The sequence below is a fragment of the Lysobacter hankyongensis genome (assembly GCF_039543145.1).
Taxonomy (GTDB): Bacteria; Pseudomonadota; Gammaproteobacteria; order Xanthomonadales; family Xanthomonadaceae; genus Lysobacter_I; species Lysobacter_I hankyongensis.
In genome coordinates this window covers 108,035-124,806 of the sequence record NZ_BAABJE010000014.1, presented here as the reverse complement: position 1 = coordinate 124,806, position 16,772 = coordinate 108,035, and the positions used below count along the sequence as shown (strand labels likewise).

Below are 16,772 nucleotides of genomic sequence, written 5' to 3'. Positions count from 1 at the left end.
AGGCCGGGCCGGCAGACACGTATTGTAGACAACGGCGTCGGGATCAAGGCGTCGTGTCGCACCGGCGGCGGAACGCTGTATTACCGTGCGCAGCCGCCGTGCGTCGACCGTCCCGCGATGGCGCGGACGGGCGCTTACCAGTCCTGATGACTCGGCAGCAGGCCGCGCAGTTCGGCGTCGGTGAGGTTGCGCCACTGTCCGGGCTTGAGATGGCCCAGCTTGATGTTGCCGATGCGCACGCGCAGCAGCTGCTTCACCCGCATGCCGAAATGCGCGGCCATCAGCCGGATCTGCCGGTTGAGACCCTGGGTGAGCACGATCCGGAAGCCGAAGGGTCCCAGTTTCGATGTTCTGCAGGGCAGAGTGGTCTGGCCGTGCAGCGGTACGCCGCGGCTCATGCCGCGCAGGAATTCGTCGGTGACCCGATGGTTCACCGCGACCAGATATTCCTTCTCCAGTTTGTTCTCGGCGCGCAGGATCGCATTGACGATGTCGCCGTTGCTGGTCAGCAGGATCAGGCCTTCCGAATCCTTGTCGAGCCGGCCGATCGGAAAGATCCGCTGCTCGTGATCGACGAAGTCGACGATGTTGCCCTTCACGTCGGCCTCGGTGGTGCAGGTGATGCCCACCGGCTTGTTGAGCGCGATGTAGACGTGCCGGCGCTGGCCCTTGGCAGCGGTGCGCGTGCGCAGCGTCTCGCCATCGATCCGGACTTCATCGTCGTCGCCGATCTCGGCGCCGACGCGGGCGCGCTGGCCGTTGACCGTCACCCGGCCCTCGCCGATCAACCGGTCGGCCTCGCGGCGCGAGCAGTAACCAGTATCGCTGATGTGTTTGTTGAGGCGCATGGTCAGGTTGGGGAGGAAACAGCGGCACATCGTAGCCTGTAGACGGCCCGAAATCCCGGGGCGGCATCTCGTGCCGCCCCGGATATCCCTGTAAGATCAGCTCCCTAGACGAACTTCTTCAGGTGTCCGGACACGGTGGCACGCGAGCTTTCCGAACGCAGCAGCAAGGCCCGTCGCGCCCCCGTGGCCGAGACGCCCCGGATGAGTCCGGGCCGGCAGCGGCTGGTGCGCGACATCGCGCTGATCATGATCGCGCCGTTCCTGCTGTACCTGCTGGTCTGTCTCTTCACCTATTCCGCCTCCGATCCGGGCTGGTCGCATTCCGGCAGCGTCACCGCGCCGCTGCAGAACGCCGGCGGCCGCGTCGGCGCCTTTCTGGCGGACGTGCTGCTGTATCTCTGCGGCTACGTCGCGTTCGCACTGCCGCTGATTCTCGGCGCGATCGCTTGGATCGCGCTGTTCGGAATGGATGCGGACGGCGATGGCGATGCCGATCTCGGCCCCGCGCTGCGACTGGTCGGCATCGTCGGTTTCGTGGTCGCGGCCACCGGCCTGCTGAGCCTGAAGATCGGCGCGGTCGATGGCTTTTCGGCGGGCGCGGGCGGCATTCTCGGCAAACTGGTCGGCGATTCGCTGCTGCGCGGCTTCGGCATGGTCGGCGGCAACCTGTTCCTGATCGCGCTGCTGCTGATCTCGGTCACCCTCGCCACCGGGCTGTCGTGGCTGGCGGTGATGGACCGGATCGGCTTCTGGGCGATGAAACTGCCGCCGCTGCTGTCGCGGTTCATGCGCAAGGGCACCCAGCAGGCCAGCGAATGGCAGGCCGCCCGGGCCATGCGCGAGGAACGCGAGGAAGTGCGCAAGGTCGAGACCGAGAAGCGCGCCAAGCGCGAACCGGTGAAGATCGAACCCCCGGCGGCGCCGGTGGTCGAGAAGAGCGAGCGCGCCAAGCGCGAGCAGCAGATCCCGCTGTTCCATGTGTCCGACGGCTCCGGAATCCCGCCGCTGTCGCTGCTCGACGACCCCAAGCCTCAGCCCAAGGGCTACGACGAGAGCACGCTCGAAACCCTGTCGCGGCAGATCGAATTCAAGCTCAAGGATTTCCGCATCGACGCCCAGGTGGTCGGCGCCTATCCAGGTCCGGTCATCACCCGTTTCGAAATCGAACCGGCGCCGGGCATCAAGGTCAGTTCGATCAGCTCGCTCGACAAGGACATCGCACGCGGCCTCAGCGTGAAATCGGTGCGCGTGGTCGACGTGATCCCGGGCAAGTCGGTGATCGGCCTGGAAACCCCGAACACCCATCGCGAGATGATCTATCTCAGCGAACTGCTGCGTTCGAAGGAATACGACAAGTCCACCAGCCCGCTGACGCTGGCGCTGGGCAAGGACATCGCCGGCCGGCCGACGGTGGCCGACCTCGCGCGCATGCCGCATCTGCTGGTCGCCGGCACCACCGGTTCGGGCAAATCGGTCGCGGTCAACGCGATGGTGCTGTCGCTGCTGTACAAGGCCAGCGCCAAGGAACTGCGGATGCTGATGATCGACCCGAAGATGCTGGAACTCAGCGTTTATCAGGGCATTCCGCACCTGCTGGCGCCGGTCGTCACCGACATGAAGGAAGCCGCGAACGGCCTGCGCTGGTGCGTGGCCGAAATGGAGCGGCGCTACAAGCTGATGAGCGCGGTCGGCGTGCGCAACCTCGCCGGCTTCAACAAGAAGGTGAAGGACGCGCAGGACGCTGGCCAGCCGCTGCTGGACCCGCTGTTCCGCCCGAACCCGGATCTGCAGGAAGCGCCGCCGGCGCTGGAGCCGATGCCGTTCATCGTCATCTTCATCGACGAATTCGCCGACATGATGATGATCGTCGGCAAGAAAGTGGAGGAGCTCATCGCCCGGCTGGCGCAGAAGGCCCGCGCCGCCGGCATCCACCTGATCCTCGCGACCCAGCGGCCGTCGGTGGATGTGATCACCGGCCTGATCAAGGCCAACATCCCGACCCGCATCGCGTTCCAGGTCAGCTCGAAGATCGACTCGCGGACCATTCTCGACCAGTCCGGCGCGGAAACGCTGCTCGGCCACGGCGACATGCTGTATCTGCCGCCCGGCACCGCGATGCCCGAACGCGTCCACGGCGCCTTCGTCAGCGACGACGAGGTGCATCGCGTCGTCGAAAACCTCAAGCAGACCGGAGGCGCACCGGATTACATCGCCGGCGTGCTGGAAGAAGTGCAGACGATGGGCGACGGCGTGGTGGTCGGCCCGACCGGCCTGCCCGAATCCGGCGGCGGCGCGGGCGACGAAAGCGATCCGCTGTACGACGAAGCGGTGAAGATCGTCACCGAAAGCCGCCGCGCCTCGATCTCCGGGGTGCAGCGCCGGCTGAAGATCGGCTACAACCGCGCCGCGCGCCTGATCGAGGCGATGGAAGCGGCGGGGATCGTGTCGCCGCCGGAGCACAACGGCGACCGCACGGTGATCGCGCCGCCGCCGCCACGGTGACCGGTCGCGGCCAAACCACGTTCAGCTTGGGCCGTTCAGACTCCAACCGTCGCTTTGCCGAGTCGCCCACGATCATGATCCGACGTCTCTCCACCCTCGTCCTGCTGTTCGCCTGCGGTCTCGCCCATGCCGGCGGCCGCGAGTCTCTGGATACGTTCACCAAGGGCCTCAAGGGCCTCGAAGGCCAGTTCAGCCAGCAGGTCTTCGACAGCAAGGGCAAGCAAAAGGAAAGCGCGTCCGGCCGGGTGGCGCTGTCGGCGCCCCGCCTGTTCCGCTGGGAATACCTCAAGCCCTATCCGCAGTTGATCGTCGCCGATGGCGCCAAGGTCTGGGTCTACGATCCCGATCTGAAACAGGTCACCGTCCGGGCGCAGGGCGCCGAAGAACAGAACAGCCCGCTCGCGGCGCTGATCGACCCCCAGAAACTCGAACGCGATTTCGTCGCCCGCGATGGCGGCCGGCAGGGCGAGCTCGAATGGCTGGAACTCACGCCGAAACAGACCGAAGGCGCCAGTTTCCAGCGCGCCCGCCTCGGTTTCGACGGCCGTGGCCTGGCGCGGATGCAGATCTTCGACGCGCTCGGTCAGCGCACCGAAATCGGCTTCAGCGGCTGGAAGCGCAATCCGGCGTTCCCCGGCAAGACCTTCCGCTTCACCCCGCCCGCGGGTGTCGACATCGTCGGCGAGCGATGATGTCCGGTCGCCGACGTCCCCGCATGACCGCTTCCGCCGTTGATCGCAGCGTGAACCGTCCTTCGCCCCGTCTCCGTCGGCGCCGCCGCATCGCCGCCGCGCTGCTGTCCGCCGCGCTGAGTATCGGTGGTGGCGCGCACGCCGCTCCGCCCGGCAACGCACCGAGCGTCGCGGCGCGCAGCGCCATCGCGCAGGAGCGCGAAATCCTCGATGGTGTGGTCGCCGCTTCACTGGTTGGCGCGCTTTCGGAAGAACTGGGCGGACGCGCGGTGAAGATCCGGCTCGATCGCGTCGAGGTGCAGACCACCAGCCTCCGCGACCGTCTGGTGAGCGGGCAGGGCACGCTGCAGATCGAGAACGCCAGCGACTGGATCGGATTCCGCTTCAGCACGCTCTACGACGCCATCCTCGAAAGCGCCGGCTATCCCGAGCTGAGCATCGGCATGTCGGGGGCCGAGGGACGCGCGGTGCCCAACGATGCCGCCCTGATCCGCGAACTCGACGATCGCGTCGTGGGCATGCTGGGCGAGGAATTCGGCACCCAGCGGGTGCGGCTGCAACTGGACCGAATCTCGACCGTCGAAACCGGCGTCCGCTACCTGCGCATCGACGCCAACGGCATCGCCGATTTCGGCCTCGACGGCACCGCGCCGACGCGGGTCGAAGCGCTCTACGACCGCCAAGACAACGCCTGGCTGCGTGTGGCCTATGTGCTGGAAGGCACGCCGCCGGTGGTGACGCCCGCGCCGACCGGCGAAGGCTGATCGGGCCGGCCGCGGCCCGCGCCTGCTAAGGTAACGGCTGCACTCCGCATCCGTCCCCCGCATCCCGCATCACGTGGCCCGGCCAGGTACCCCAAGACCCGATTCCAGCCTGCTCGACGACAGCGATCTGCTCGCCGTCGATCGCGATGCGCTGCGTCCGCTCGCCGAACGCATGCGCCCGCGCACCCTCGACGAGATGGTCGGGCAGCGCCGGTTGCTGGCGCCGGGCACGGCCCTGCGCACCTCGATCGAATCCGGCCACGTGCATTCGATGGTGTTGTGGGGGCCGCCCGGCTGCGGCAAGACCACCCTCGCGCTGCTGCTGGCGAAGTACGCCGATGCCGATTTCCGCGCGATTTCGGCGGTGCTCTCCGGACTGCCCGATGTGCGGCAGGTGCTGGCCGAAGCCGGTCACCGTTTCGCCGAAGGCCGGCGCACCGTGCTGTTCGTGGACGAAGTGCATCGCTTCAACAAGGCGCAGCAGGACGCCTTCCTGCCGCACATCGAGCGCGGCACCATCCTGTTCGTCGGCGCCACCACCGAAAACCCCTCGTTCGAACTGAATTCGGCGCTGTTGTCGCGCTGCCGCGTGCATGTGATGGAAGCGGTGTCCGGCGACGACATCGCGGTCGCGCTGCAGCGTGCGCTCGACGACGAGACCCACGGCCTGGGCGGTCGCGGACTGCGCATCGCGCCGGAGCAACTGCAGGTCATCGCCAGCGCCGCGGATGGCGACGTGCGCCGCGGACTCACGCTGCTGGAAATCGCCGCGGAACTTGCGGGTGAAAGCGTTGCGGGCGAAACCGGCACGGGCGACGCCGAGGAAGGCGGCGGATCGCCGGGCACGATCACCGACGATATCCTGGCCCAGGTGCTGGCCGACCGCACGCGCCGTTTCGACAAGGGTGGCGAGCAGTTCTACGACCAGATCTCGGCGCTGCACAAATCCGTGCGCAGTTCGAATCCCGACGCGGCCCTGTACTGGCTGGCGCGGATGCTCGACGGCGGTTGCGACCCGATCTATCTCGCCCGGCGCATGACCCGGATGGCAGTGGAAGACATCGGCCTGGCCGATCCGCGTGCCCTGCAGATGGCGATCGATGCCTGGGACACGTACGACCGGCTCGGCAGCCCCGAAGGCGAACTGGCGCTCGCGCAACTGGTGATCTATCTCGCCAGCACCGCCAAGTCCAACGCCGCCTATACCGCCTTCAAGGCCGCCAAGCGGGATGTCGTCGAATACGGCACCCAGGAGGTGCCGCTGCACCTGCGCAACGCGCCGACGAAACTGATGAAATCGATCGGTTACGGCAAGGACTACCGCTACGACCACGATGCCGAAGGCGGCGTCGCGCTGGAACAGACCGGTTTTCCCGACGCCATGGGCGAACGCGTGTACTACCGGCCGGTGGAACGCGGCATGGAGCTCAAGCTCAAGGAAAAACTCGACCGCCTCCGCGCCGATCGCACGCGCGCGCAGCGCAAGCTGAAGGACGGCGAATGAGCCTATGGTGGCAGCAACTGCTGCTGGTGGCGGCGGGCGGCGCGCTGGGCGCGGTGGGGCGGTTCTGGCTCGGCGGACTGCTGCTGCGCCACATCGGCACCGGTTTCCCGTGGGGCACGCTCGCGGTGAATCTGATCGGTTCCTTCGCCGCCGGTTACATCGCCATCTGGCTGGAAGGCCGCGGCCCATCGGCATTGTATTGGCGCGCCTTCCTCATCGTCGGCGTGCTCGGCGCGCTCACCACCTATTCGGCGCTGATGCTGGAATGCCTGCTGTTCGCGAAGTCCGGGCGCGGCGGGCTGCTGCTGGGCTATCTCGCGATCACCCTTGTCGCCGGTCTCGCGCTGGTGTGGCTGGGTGCGCGCACCGCCGAGGCCTTCAGGGTTTCCTGACCCCGCATCGCGGCATACGCCGCATTGGACCAGGGCATTCCCCGACGGTGTCGCGCCGACGGGATATCGATCATGGCGGCACGCGCCATCCGGCGCCTGTCGGAGTCTTCCATGCATCTGTTCGGATCGTCGTTCGCAGCGCTCGCGCTGTCCTTCTTTCTCCTGCCGGCCGCGCATGCCGCCTCGCAGACCATCCACGTCTGCGTCGACGGCCGCGGCGCGAAAACCTATCAGGACGCGCCGTGCACCGGGCTGCAGCGCACGCTCGCGACCCGCGAATACGCCGTCGCCACGCCCGATCCCGCGCTGCTCAAGCGCAGCCGCGAGATCGAGGCCGAAATGGACCGGCGCAACCGCGGCGGTGGTGGTCGGGTCGCGGTCGTTCGCGGCGCGGCCCGCAAACCCGCAGGGCCATCGCCCTGCGAAGCCGCCAAGGCCAAACGCAAGGCGACGCTCGACCGGGTCGGGTTCAAGCGCAACTTCGACCTGCTCAGCCAGCTCGACAACGAGGTCTGGGCGGTGTGCAAGGGCTTCTGAGCCGCGGCGTGTCCATTGCCACGGCGGGCCGCAGAGGCTGTGGTCAGAAGCGATAGCTCACGGTCAGCGCGATGCTGTCGTGATCGATGCGCTGCGCCACGCGCTCGGCGAAAGCTTCCGGAGGCTGCACGGTGAACTGCCCCGATCGCGATACCGTCGTCAGCGTGTAGTCGGCGCTGTCGCCGCCACTGCTGCGGGTGTAGCGAAGGCCCGCGTCCCAGTGTTGCGCGAAGCGCCAGTCCACGCCGGCGCCCCAGACGAGACCGCGCGTGGTGATCGACGCGCTGCCGCGCTTGCCGAACGCGGAGTCGGTCAGCGGCACCGAATAGTCGAGCGTGGTGCGTACATCGGCGGAACTGGACGCATAGCCGGCGGTCGCGTACCACAGCATGCGACCGGTCGCGTAACCGACGCGGGAACGGATCGAATAGGCGCGGCCCAGTTCGACCGTGCTGGCTGCACGGATGCTGGATGGCGCGTCTTCGCCGCCGCCCGGATAGGCGGCCGTCCGGGTGACGGCGCTCTCCGCGCCAGCCTGGGTGTAGTCCACCGCCACGCCGACGACCCAGCGATCCGCAAGCTGGTGGTCGTAACCGAACTGGATGCCCGCGCCGCTGCCCGACAGCGAACCGTCGGCGTTCAACGCGTCGGCAGCCTGCGCGGCGCCGGGATAGCCGTTCCACTGGCCGCCCAGCGTGGCCTCGGTGTCGACATCGCCTCGCGTCTGCGCGACGCCGAGTCCTACGTGGAAGCCGTTCCAGTCCTGGTCCGCGGCCCGCGTGTCCGTTGCCGTGCAGGCCAAAGCGATCAGCGACAGTGCCGCCAGCGATATCGATGTGTTGCCCATGTGTGCATGCCTCGTCGGTCGGGGGCGGATGCCCCGTGTCGGCCAGCGAACGGGCATGGGAGGTGCGAAACGGACATGGATCCGGAAATTTTTTTCGCGCCCGCGCCGTCGGCCGGCGCGGTTCGCGGGGTTGTGGATCGCGAAGGCGTCAGACGGCCGTGCGTTCGGCCTCGATCCGCGCGATTTCGGCGTCCAGCAGTTCCGGATGCAGTGCGAACTGATCGCTCTGCAGCAGGGTGCGGCCGGCTTCGGTCACGCGGATGCGCTCCACCTGCAGCAGCGGACCGTCGCGGAACAGTTCGATGTAACTGTCCAGCACGCCGGTGAGCGTGCCCTGCGCAGTGTCGGGAGCGGCGAGGATCAGCTGCAGCCCGAGCGAACGCAGGTACTGGGTCGTCGCGCGCGCGTTCTGGGCGTCGATCTTGTCGCCGAACTCGTCGAGCATGATCAGGCCGAGCCCGCCGAGCTGTCCGTCGCGCTTGCCATAGGCCGCGGCCAGCGCCGCGCCCGCGATCACGTACATCGGCGCGCGGTGTTCGCCGCCGGAGCCCGAGCGCATGCGTTCGCTGAGCGTGCCGATCACGCGTCCGTCCTGCTGGATGTTGACCTCGAAGGCGAAGAACCGCCGGTAATCGTCGAGCGGCGAGGGCGTGCCGGCCTTGCCGCCGACCTTGTCTTCGATGATGTCGCGGAACGCGGCCGGCACATCGCCGGCGCTGCCGAACAGCGTGTCGGCCTCGCCCACGTCCGCGACCTTGAGAATGAAGCGGTGCAGGTCCTTGAACTCTGGCGCGACCTCGCAGCGGAACTGGTAGCGCTCGTTGTTCGAGAACGCCGGGCTGCCGAGCAGGGTGCGGTTGAGCGTGCGGATCTGCTGTTCGAGGCGCTTGAAGTTGTCGTACAGCGCCGACGCGACGTTGCTGCGGAAGGTCTCGACCGCGGTGGCGTAGGCCTCGTCGGCGCGGGTCTGGTGCTGGACCAGTTCGGTGCCCTTGAGATGCGCGATCTCGCCCTGCAGCAGGGTGCCCGCCTTGCGCCAGTCCTGCGGTTCGACGTCGATGGCCAGACCGTGGTCCTTGGCGTACTGCGCCAGCCCGGACCACGCCTCGGGCAGCACACCGTTGAGCGCGCGGTCGGCGTCGTCGGCGCGGCTCTGGCAGCGCGCGATGCGGTCGCCCAGCGCCGGATGCTTCTCGTCGAGATCGTCGCGGTGCTGTTCGACCAGATTCGGATCGACATCGACGTGACGGAACGCGTCGACCGCGGCGCGGGCGACACGCTCGCTTTCGGCTTCGAGCCGTTCGAGCGCGGTCTGCGCCTCGCCGACGCGGCCCTGCAGCACCGCATCTTCGCCGACCAGCCGTTCGACCAGCGCATCGAGTTCGCGGCTGCGCCGGTCCAGCGCCTGCGCCTGCTCGCTCAGGCGCATCAGATCGGGGTCGGCCAGCGCGGCGTGGTGCTCGCGCAGCGCGCGGTAGCGTGCGGCCGCTTCGCGGTGTTTCAGCAGCATGCCGTGTACCGCCTGCGCGGCGTGTTCGGGCGTGCCGATGCGCGCCCAGTCGGCGACGCGGGCGTCGAGCGCCTGCGAAGCGCCTTCCAGGCGACGGATGTCCTGCTCGGCGCGCTCCATCTCCTCGCGCAGCAGCTTGATGCGCTCGCGATTGTCGGAAGCGCCGATCTTCAGTTCCGCCGCCGCCGGCAGACGCAGGCGTTCGACGCCGCCGCCCTTGACCACCAGGCCGTCGCGGCTCAGTCCCTGCTTCGCGCGCACCACCTCGGCATCGGTCTCGATGCAGCGCAGTTCGCCGAGCTGGCGGCGCAGATAGGCCACGGCATCGGCATCGCCGCGGAGCAGGGCGGCGACCTGGCCTTCTGCCACGCGGCTGTCGCGCGCCTGTTTCGCCTGACCGCCGAGCGCGAGCTTGACGCCGTACACCGCGCGCCCGCCCTGAAGCGAGCGATAGAGTTTCACCGCGCGTTCTTCGTGTTCGGCCGGCACCAGCAGCGCTTCGACATGACTGCGCAGATAGGCTTCGATCGCGCCCTGCCACGACGGATCGGTCACCTGCACCAGATCGCAGACCGGGCGGGTGGGAATGCCTTCGTCCTCGAAGTAATGCATCAGTCGAATCACGTCGGCGCGTAGTTCGGCTTGGCCGGCGTGCAGTCGGGTCTGGTTCTGTCGCGCACTCTTGGCGCGGTGGCGGGCGCCGTCGAGTTCGCTGCGCAGTTCGTGCGCGCGCGCCGCCACCGCGGCCATCGCCGGCGCCGCGCGCGTGGTCGCTTCGAGCAACTGCGTGTGCAGCGCCTCGGGCGCGAATCCGATGTCCGCGTCCGGCGCCAGTTCCGACAGCGTGCGGTACAGCGCGCCCCACGGCGCGGCGGCGTGCGTCAGCGCATCGCGGTCGAGGCCGGCCAGATCGAGCCTGGCCACGGTCGCGAGCTGATCGCGCACGAAACCTGCGTTGCGCATCAGTTCGCGCTTGATCTGCGCGAGCTCCTCGCGGTCGCGTCCGGCGATCTCGTCGAACGATGCCTGTTCGTTGTAACCGCGCACGCCCTGCAGGCGACGCTGCGCGTCCTCGGCCTGCTGACGTGCGCTGCCGCGGTCGCTGCGCGCCTGATCGAGCGCACGCGCGGTGCGCTGGCGCGCGTCCTGCGTGGCTACGAGCGCTTCTTCGGCGGCATCGACCTGTTCGGCATGCGCATCGCGGCGATACTCCGCGGCGAGCGCGCGATACGAGGCCGCGCGCGTCGCCTGCGCGGCGACCTTGCGGTATTGCTGTTCCACCGTTTCCGCGGCTTCGATGCGCTTTGCGACCTGTTCGATCTTCTCCCGGATCAGCCGGAAGCCTTCGAGCAGCGCGCGGAAACGGCCGATCTCGGTCGGCCGCTCCTCGGCGACCAGGGTGCGCACGAACAGATCGACATCGGTCACGCGCTGCAGGTTCAGCGCGTTCTGGAACGCCTTGCGGTAGGCGACCGGATCGATCGGTGCATCGCCGGACGGGCGGAGTTGTTGCAGCAGATCGCGCAGGAAGCGGTCGCTGGTCGCATGCAGCTCGGCCTTGCTGCCGGCGGCCTTGCATCGCGCGGCGATGGCGGTGCGGAACTGCGTCCACGCCAGCGGCAGTTGCTCGCCCTTCACGACTTCGAGGTGATCGTCGAGCGTCAGCGCGACGCGCGGCAGCAGGTACAGGCCGTGGATGCGATGTTCGGGCTCGTTCGCCGCGGCGCCCATCGCGATGCCGGCGGTCAGCGTGTCGCCGCTGTCGGTATCCTCGAACACCAGGCTCAGGTACGTCGTCGCGGTGTCGCGCACGCGGCCGTCGTCGCCGGCGCGGTACACGCCGAGGCAGTAGTCGCGGATGCTGCGCGCGCGATGGCTGCCGCCGGCCTGGGCGTTGAAACGGATCTGGTTGCGGTCGGCGCCGAGCATCACGATCTGCAGGGCATCGAGCAGCGCGCTCTTGCCGGCGCCGTTCGGGGCGATGATCGCGGTGGTGGCGTCCAGTTCCAGGGTTTCGGCCTGGAACAGGAAGAACTGCACCAGATGGGCGCGCTTAAGCTGATACATCGGCGTTCACGCTCGTATGGTCTGCATCGGTGTCGGCATCGATGCCGGGGGAGGTCGCCTCGGAGCGATCGGGCGTCGCCGCATCGATGCCGTCGTCTGCTGTGTCGTCATTGCCTTCGTCGCCGCCGTCGGTGTCGTCCAGCGTGTGCTGGTCCAGACGCTGCAGCCACTGCGCGCCGACGATCTCCACGATCGCCGGCCGCACCACGATGCGGAAGGGCTGCGGGTCGTCGGGTTCGCAGTCGGCGATCCGGCACACCGACCAGCGACGCAGCGCGCGCAGGGCCTCGCGCAGCGCGCCGACGTCGGGCATCGGCCGCCCGGTCAGCGCCGGATAGGCTTCCTGCAGATCGGGCAGTTCCACCAGCACTTCGCCGAGATCCTCGATCTGCCCGAGCCGCATCGCCGCGTCGTAGCGCTGGCGCAGCACTAGGATCAACAGCGTCTGCTCCAGCGACACCGGCGTGCCGTCGCCGTGCGTGGGCAGCGCGACCACGTAGCGGTAGTGGGCGTTGCGTTCCAGGCGGATGCCCAGCGGTTCGAGCGCGGCCGCGAAATCGGCCAGATAGGTTTCGACGAGGTGATAGGCGTTGCGCGAATTGCGGTCGCCGCTGTAGAGCGCCTGTTCGGTGACGAGACGATACGCCGCCCGCTCGAAATCCTGCGGCACGTACATCCCGCCGGAAAGCTGACTCAGTGTGGCCCAGGAGCGTTTCATGCGGCGGTATGTGTCCTGTCGGAGTGTGTGCCGGTGCGCCGCAGCACGAAGCGCGGCGCATGCAGATAGGGATTGTCGGCGTCGCCTTCGATCAGTTCGATGCGGAAACCGCGGAGCAGCCGGTGCAGGGGGTCGTCCTTGCGCAGGCCGCCGGGACGGTGGCTGCGCAGGGCGAGGGTCACCAGCGTCTGATAGGCGCGGAAGTCGCCGATCGACGCGATTTCCAGGCTTTCGGACGTCAGCGTTTCCGACGCCAGCGCGTCGCGCGCCTGCCAATGACGATCGAGATAGCGCGCGAGATCTTCGGGCAGCACCAAGCGCACGCGCTTCATCTGCCGCAGCAGATTGAGCCGTGCGAGCTGTTCGGGTGTGGGCTCGGCGCGATCGTTGGCGGTGCGCGGGATCGGTCGCGGCCGCGCGCGCGGCGCGCGCAGGCGCTGTTCGTCCATCAGAGCGCCCGGGGCGACCGGCAGCCGCAGCGCGTCTTCCGGCGCGGCCAAGGCACCGCGGCAGGCGCGGCGGAGCAGGGCGTCGAGCTGGTCGGGCGCGCGCAACCGATAGTCGAGGAAGGCCAGCGCGCGACGATTGGCCTGACGGATGTCGTCGTCCAGCCGTCCCAGGTATTCGTCGATGCGGTCGATCTCGTGCAGCCGCCGCAGGCTTCGCTCCAGCCGGCGCTGGGCCAGCGCGGCGTCGCCCTCCGGCACGCGCTCGGCGTACCAGGCGAGCAGCGCAGCCCGCTGCGGCCCATGTTCGATCTCGCGCACCATGCCCAGGATCGAAGCGCGATGCGCCAGCGGATGATCGGCCTTGTGCAGTTCGGCGTAATCGCCGACGAACAGCTCGCCCACATACCGCTCGAACAACCGGCGCGCGAACTGCGCGGTGCTCTCGGCCCGGCTCAGCTCGGGCATGAGGTCGCGGATCTGCACGCTGATCGCCGACACGTTCGACAACAGCTGGCGGGCCTGATCGGCGGCTTCGTCGAGGGTGTCGCCCAGCGCCTTGGCTTCGACGATCTGACGGAGCTGCAGCTCGATCGAACGCATCTTCGCGCCGACGAAGGCCGGGCCGCGCTCGGCGAAATCGACCAGCAGGGTCAGCAGGCGCGATACGGCGTGGGTCATCGAGACCATGTCGCGGGCGCCGATCCGCTCCTGGCGGAGCCAGCCGGCCTGGCGGAAACGTTCGTAGACGGCGGCCGCGCGGACCGCCAGCGGACTGTCGGGCGCCTCGGCCTCGTCGCTGTCCCAGGGGTCGTCGGTCAGCAGATAGCGTTCGATCGCGGACACGATCTCGCGCCGCGGGAAGCCTGTACTGGGCGGTATCGGCGCGTCCGGGCCGAAGAATTCCTCGAACAGGCGGCACAGCAGCCGCCAGTAATGCCTGCGGTTGGGGGAGGCCAGGGGGCCGAACAGTCCCTCGGGAAGCACGGAGAACAATGCGCTCTCCGCTGGTGAAGCACTCAAATCGGGACACTCCCGGACGGTTGGGCCGCAATCTCGGCAGGGCAGGATTATCCCAAAAAAGCCGGGACGCCGGGCCCAGCCATCGCGGACGCGGCGCCACCGCCGCAGCGCCGGAATCACGGTGTCGAAAATCGCACGCACCATCCCGGATGGAGGGGGCTTCCGGCACGGTTTGGCGGCTCGGCGGCTCGTCTATACTCCCCCGGCTTCGTTCAGGACCGCCCATTTCGCGCCATCCGGCGCAAACCGACGCAAGGAACACGATGAGGCTGTTCGCGATCTCCGACATCCATATCGACTACCCCGACAACGCCCAGTGGGTCGAGCAGGTCTCGGATGCGGATTACCGCGACGACATTCTGATCCTGGCCGGCGACCTGACCGAAGACCGGCGACTGCTCGCCTGGTGCCTCGGCCGCTTCGCCGCGAAGTTCCGCCAGGTCCTGTTCGTGCCCGGCAACCATGATCTCTGGGTCCGCCACGAACCGGCCGACATGTGTTCGCTCCGCAAGTTCGAGCACGTCGTGGACATCGCCACCGAAGCCGGCGTCTCGATGTATACCTACCGGTACGGCAATACGGTGATCGTGCCGCTTCTGGGCTGGTACGACTATTCCTTCGGTACGCCGGACAGCGATCTTGGCAAACTCTGGATGGACTATCGCGCATGCCGTTGGCCGGAAGGTTTCGATCCGGCGCGGGTGACCGAGCATTTCCTGGACCTGAATCCGGAAACCGTCCCGCATCCGAGACCGGGCGAGCGGGTCGTGACCTTTTCGCATTTCCTGCCCAGGATCGATCTGATTCCGTTCTTCGTGCCGCGCGCCATGCGCCACCTCGATCCCGTCCTCGGCAGCACCGGAATCGAACGCCAGCTGCGCGCGCTCGGTTCTCATTTGCATATCTATGGCCACAGCCACATCAATCGCCGAGTCCGGCTCGACGGCGTGACCTACATCAACAATGCGTTCGGTTACCCGCAGGAAGGCGCCATCGCCGCCCGCCGGCTGATCGAGATCATCGACGAAACATGACACCGGTGTCGGCTGGGCGTGACGCCAGCGGATCGTCGAAGATCGCTGCGCGCAGCCTCAGTTTCAGCAGGCTTCGGAGCGCCTAAGGAAGGGCGTGATCACCGGCATTTCGTGGCTCAGGGGCGTGAATTTGCGCATCGAGATCGTCGGGGCGTCGTCCACGCAGCGTTCCGCGCAGATCGCCATCAGATAATCCGCGGTCGGGCGGCACTGCCAGAAACTCCAACGATCGGCCTGATCATGCAGGTCCGGGTCGATGCTGATGCTGACCGCGTTCTGATGCGGGAAACGGAAACTGAAACGGTTCAGCGGCAGCGACAGCCCCATGCCGCGCGCCTTGATGTACGACTCCTTGAAGGTCCAGTACTCGAAAAAGCGATCGTGCTGGCGATCCGGAGCGACGCGCGACAGTTCCGCGACTTCGGTCGGGGAGAAGAAATGTTCCGCCACGCCCAGCGAGACCGTGCGTGCGGTGATGTTCTCGACGTCGACGCCCAACTCGCGACCGCGGGTCACCGCGAGCGCGATCAGGCCTCGGGTATGCGAAAGATTGAAGGACAGGCCGCGCGCCTGGGCTTCGGCGTTCGCGATCGTATCCGCGATCACCGGACGACCATACGCATTCTTGGCGAAAGCCCAGTCTTCCGGCAAGATCGGCGCATAGCGTGAGAGCAGCATGCGGACCATCGCGCGGGTGACCAGATAGCGCTTGCGGTCGTCGGCGAAATAGAAGCGGCTTTCCTGCTCGACTTCCTCATCGCTCAGCAGCCGCCGCAATCTGGCGAGTTGGCGATCGTCGACGATCTCATCGTAGTAAGTGAGCCAGACGTCGATGTCCTGACGGTTGGTCGCGGGGGCCGCATGGGCCTTCGGCATGGGCTTGAGTGCAGACATTGCTTCCTGTCTCGTCGTTGCACGGGTTCTACTCGGAGGAAGCGATGGAAAAATCCATCATTTCCTTTCCTCCCAAATCACATCATACCTGCAATCACGATGAATGCGCGAGATTCCGGCCAAAAAAGGCGCATTGGACGCGGTTTGCGCGGTTTGTCCTCTCGCGCGTCATTGATGCGTTTTCCTTCGTGCGGATGTCATATGGGGCAGGCATGATCAGTGAATGCCTGCCCGGTCTCCGGGGATGAGATTCATTCGCGGCAGATTTGCTGAATAGGATTTCATTCGGCTTTTTCGCCGACATCCACTGTCGTTCGATCCCCTGAAAAGGTTTACATGCCATGGATGCCGGTGCCCGCGCGTTGACAATCTTCAGGACGGTCTGTTTAGATGATTGCGGGGGACCAGCGCCTGCGTGGCGCGGCAAACGATTGCATTCGCCAGTCGCTGCGACCGGCTTCCGGGAAGGAATCCCACATGCATGGAGTTGAGCGCGCGCCGTTTGCGCGGTTTTGTCACGTCTTGAAGGATCAAGCAATGGGCGACTATGTTTTCTGAAGTATCTCCCCGCCTCACCAGGATTTGCCAACCCGTTACTGATCGTCTTGCGCAGGCCGCGTCTGATGCTTCGGAAACAGATGTCGGCATGCAGTCCCATACGCGCGTCGTTGGAAACGCTTCCCGCGACAAGTTCGATGCCCCCGGCATCGCGATCGACACCGGATCGATCGGTTGCTTCGCCCCCCTCCGTTGGGTCGACCGCCTCCCGCAGACAGCCCGCCGCACTTCGGCGCACGCTCTGCCGCCCGGTCGTCAATGGCTGCGTCATGGGGCCGGCCGCGATTTCCATTTCCTGCACGGCGCCCTGATCGCCGCGACGCTGCCCGACGACTAGGCGCACGACATCGTGAGCGACGGCAAAAGTCTCGTCTTCAGGGATGCCCCGGTCGGGGCTCGCACGCGCAGCGCCGGGCGCGCATCGTCGCTTGCCGCT

Annotated in this window: 14 protein-coding genes; 8 read left to right on the top strand and 6 right to left on the bottom strand. The window is 67.3% G+C overall.

Annotated features, from left to right (window positions below):
• Positions 1-134 precede the first annotated feature (134 nt).
• A complete protein-coding gene (locus tag ABD974_RS12605; RefSeq protein WP_345303690.1) occupies positions 135-878 on the bottom strand; it encodes a pseudouridine synthase in 744 nt (247 codons plus the stop codon).
• Between the two features lie 105 nt (positions 879-983).
• Between ABD974_RS12605 and ABD974_RS12600 the strand changes: the two genes are divergently transcribed.
• The 6 genes from ABD974_RS12600 to ABD974_RS12575 all read left to right on the top strand — a co-directional run bounded on the left by ABD974_RS12600 (position 984) and on the right by ABD974_RS12575 (position 7,239).
• A complete protein-coding gene (locus ABD974_RS12600; RefSeq protein WP_345303689.1) occupies positions 984-3,350 on the top strand; it encodes a DNA translocase FtsK in 2,367 nt (788 codons plus the stop codon).
• Between the two features lie 74 nt (positions 3,351-3,424).
• Positions 3,425-4,042, top strand: coding sequence for an outer membrane lipoprotein periplasmic chaperone LolA (lolA, locus tag ABD974_RS12595; RefSeq protein ID WP_345303688.1), 618 nt, complete (start codon positions 3,425-3,427; stop codon positions 4,040-4,042).
• Positions 4,043-4,065: 23 nt separating this feature from the next.
• Entirely contained in the window at positions 4,066-4,806 is a 741-nt protein-coding gene (locus tag ABD974_RS12590) for a hypothetical protein (protein ID WP_345303687.1), read from the top strand.
• Positions 4,807-4,978: 172 nt separating this feature from the next.
• The gene (locus ABD974_RS12585) at positions 4,979-6,310 is read left to right on the top strand and encodes a replication-associated recombination protein A (protein WP_345303984.1); all 1,332 of its coding nucleotides are present in this window, start codon (positions 4,979-4,981) and stop codon (positions 6,308-6,310) included.
• On the top strand, positions 6,307-6,702 hold the full coding sequence (crcB, locus tag ABD974_RS12580) for a fluoride efflux transporter CrcB (RefSeq protein WP_345303686.1): 396 nt from the start codon (positions 6,307-6,309) through the stop codon (positions 6,700-6,702). The genes ABD974_RS12585 and crcB overlap by 4 nt, the downstream gene beginning before the upstream one ends.
• Before the next feature lie 111 nt (positions 6,703-6,813).
• Positions 6,814-7,239: a hypothetical protein gene (locus tag ABD974_RS12575; protein WP_345303685.1), complete on the top strand. Its 426-nt coding sequence runs from the start codon at positions 6,814-6,816 to the stop codon at positions 7,237-7,239.
• Positions 7,240-7,282: 43 nt separating this feature from the next.
• Here ABD974_RS12575 and ABD974_RS12570 read toward each other — a convergent pair whose 3' ends face one another.
• The 4 genes from ABD974_RS12570 to ABD974_RS12555 all read right to left on the bottom strand — a co-directional run bounded on the left by ABD974_RS12570 (position 7,283) and on the right by ABD974_RS12555 (position 13,814).
• Positions 7,283-8,086 (bottom strand): outer membrane protein, encoded by an 804-nt coding sequence (locus ABD974_RS12570; protein WP_345303684.1) that lies wholly within the window; start codon positions 8,084-8,086, stop codon positions 7,283-7,285.
• A gap of 148 nt (positions 8,087-8,234) precedes the next feature.
• The gene (locus ABD974_RS12565) at positions 8,235-11,663 is read right to left on the bottom strand and encodes an SbcC/MukB-like Walker B domain-containing protein (protein ID WP_345303683.1); all 3,429 of its coding nucleotides are present in this window, start codon (positions 11,661-11,663) and stop codon (positions 8,235-8,237) included.
• Positions 11,650-12,381, bottom strand: a complete 732-nt coding sequence (locus ABD974_RS12560) for a DUF4194 domain-containing protein (protein ID WP_345303682.1) — start codon at positions 12,379-12,381, stop codon at positions 11,650-11,652. The genes ABD974_RS12565 and ABD974_RS12560 overlap by 14 nt, the downstream gene beginning before the upstream one ends.
• Entirely contained in the window at positions 12,378-13,814 is a 1,437-nt protein-coding gene (locus tag ABD974_RS12555; RefSeq protein ID WP_345303983.1) for a Wadjet anti-phage system protein JetA family protein, read from the bottom strand. The genes ABD974_RS12560 and ABD974_RS12555 overlap by 4 nt, the downstream gene beginning before the upstream one ends.
• 56 nt (positions 13,815-13,870) lie before the next feature.
• On the opposite strand from ABD974_RS12555, the gene ABD974_RS12550 reads away from it, so the two are divergent.
• Positions 13,871-14,884: a metallophosphoesterase gene (locus ABD974_RS12550; RefSeq protein WP_345303681.1), complete on the top strand. Its 1,014-nt coding sequence runs from the start codon at positions 13,871-13,873 to the stop codon at positions 14,882-14,884.
• 63 nt (positions 14,885-14,947) lie between these two features.
• On the opposite strand, the gene ABD974_RS12545 is transcribed toward ABD974_RS12550, so the two are convergent.
• Entirely contained in the window at positions 14,948-15,778 is an 831-nt protein-coding gene (locus tag ABD974_RS12545) for a 4'-phosphopantetheinyl transferase family protein (protein WP_345303680.1), read from the bottom strand.
• A gap of 547 nt (positions 15,779-16,325) precedes the next feature.
• Here ABD974_RS12545 and ABD974_RS12540 point away from each other — a divergent pair.
• The gene (locus tag ABD974_RS12540; RefSeq protein WP_345303679.1) at positions 16,326-16,673 is read left to right on the top strand and encodes a hypothetical protein; all 348 of its coding nucleotides are present in this window, start codon (positions 16,326-16,328) and stop codon (positions 16,671-16,673) included.
• The last annotated feature ends 99 nt before the right edge of the window (positions 16,674-16,772 follow it).

Coding starts and splice junctions, on each gene's coding strand:
- ABD974_RS12575 (WP_345303685.1), top strand. CDS start 6,814: ATGCATCTGTTCGGATCGTCGTTCGCAGCGCTCGCGCTGTCCTTCTTT.
- ABD974_RS12540 (WP_345303679.1), top strand. CDS start 16,326: ATGTTTTCTGAAGTATCTCCCCGCCTCACCAGGATTTGCCAACCCGTT.
- crcB (WP_345303686.1), top strand. CDS start 6,307: ATGAGCCTATGGTGGCAGCAACTGCTGCTGGTGGCGGCGGGCGGCGCG.
- ABD974_RS12565 (WP_345303683.1), bottom strand. CDS start 11,663: ATGTATCAGCTTAAGCGCGCCCATCTGGTGCAGTTCTTCCTGTTCCAG.
- lolA (WP_345303688.1), top strand. CDS start 3,425: ATGATCCGACGTCTCTCCACCCTCGTCCTGCTGTTCGCCTGCGGTCTC.
- ABD974_RS12590 (WP_345303687.1), top strand. CDS start 4,066: ATGACCGCTTCCGCCGTTGATCGCAGCGTGAACCGTCCTTCGCCCCGT.
- ABD974_RS12570 (WP_345303684.1), bottom strand. CDS start 8,086: ATGGGCAACACATCGATATCGCTGGCGGCACTGTCGCTGATCGCTTTG.
- ABD974_RS12545 (WP_345303680.1), bottom strand. CDS start 15,778: ATGTCTGCACTCAAGCCCATGCCGAAGGCCCATGCGGCCCCCGCGACC.
- ABD974_RS12605 (WP_345303690.1), bottom strand. CDS start 878: ATGTGCCGCTGTTTCCTCCCCAACCTGACCATGCGCCTCAACAAACAC.
- ABD974_RS12585 (WP_345303984.1), top strand. CDS start 4,979: ATGCGCCCGCGCACCCTCGACGAGATGGTCGGGCAGCGCCGGTTGCTG.
- ABD974_RS12560 (WP_345303682.1), bottom strand. CDS start 12,381: ATGAAACGCTCCTGGGCCACACTGAGTCAGCTTTCCGGCGGGATGTAC.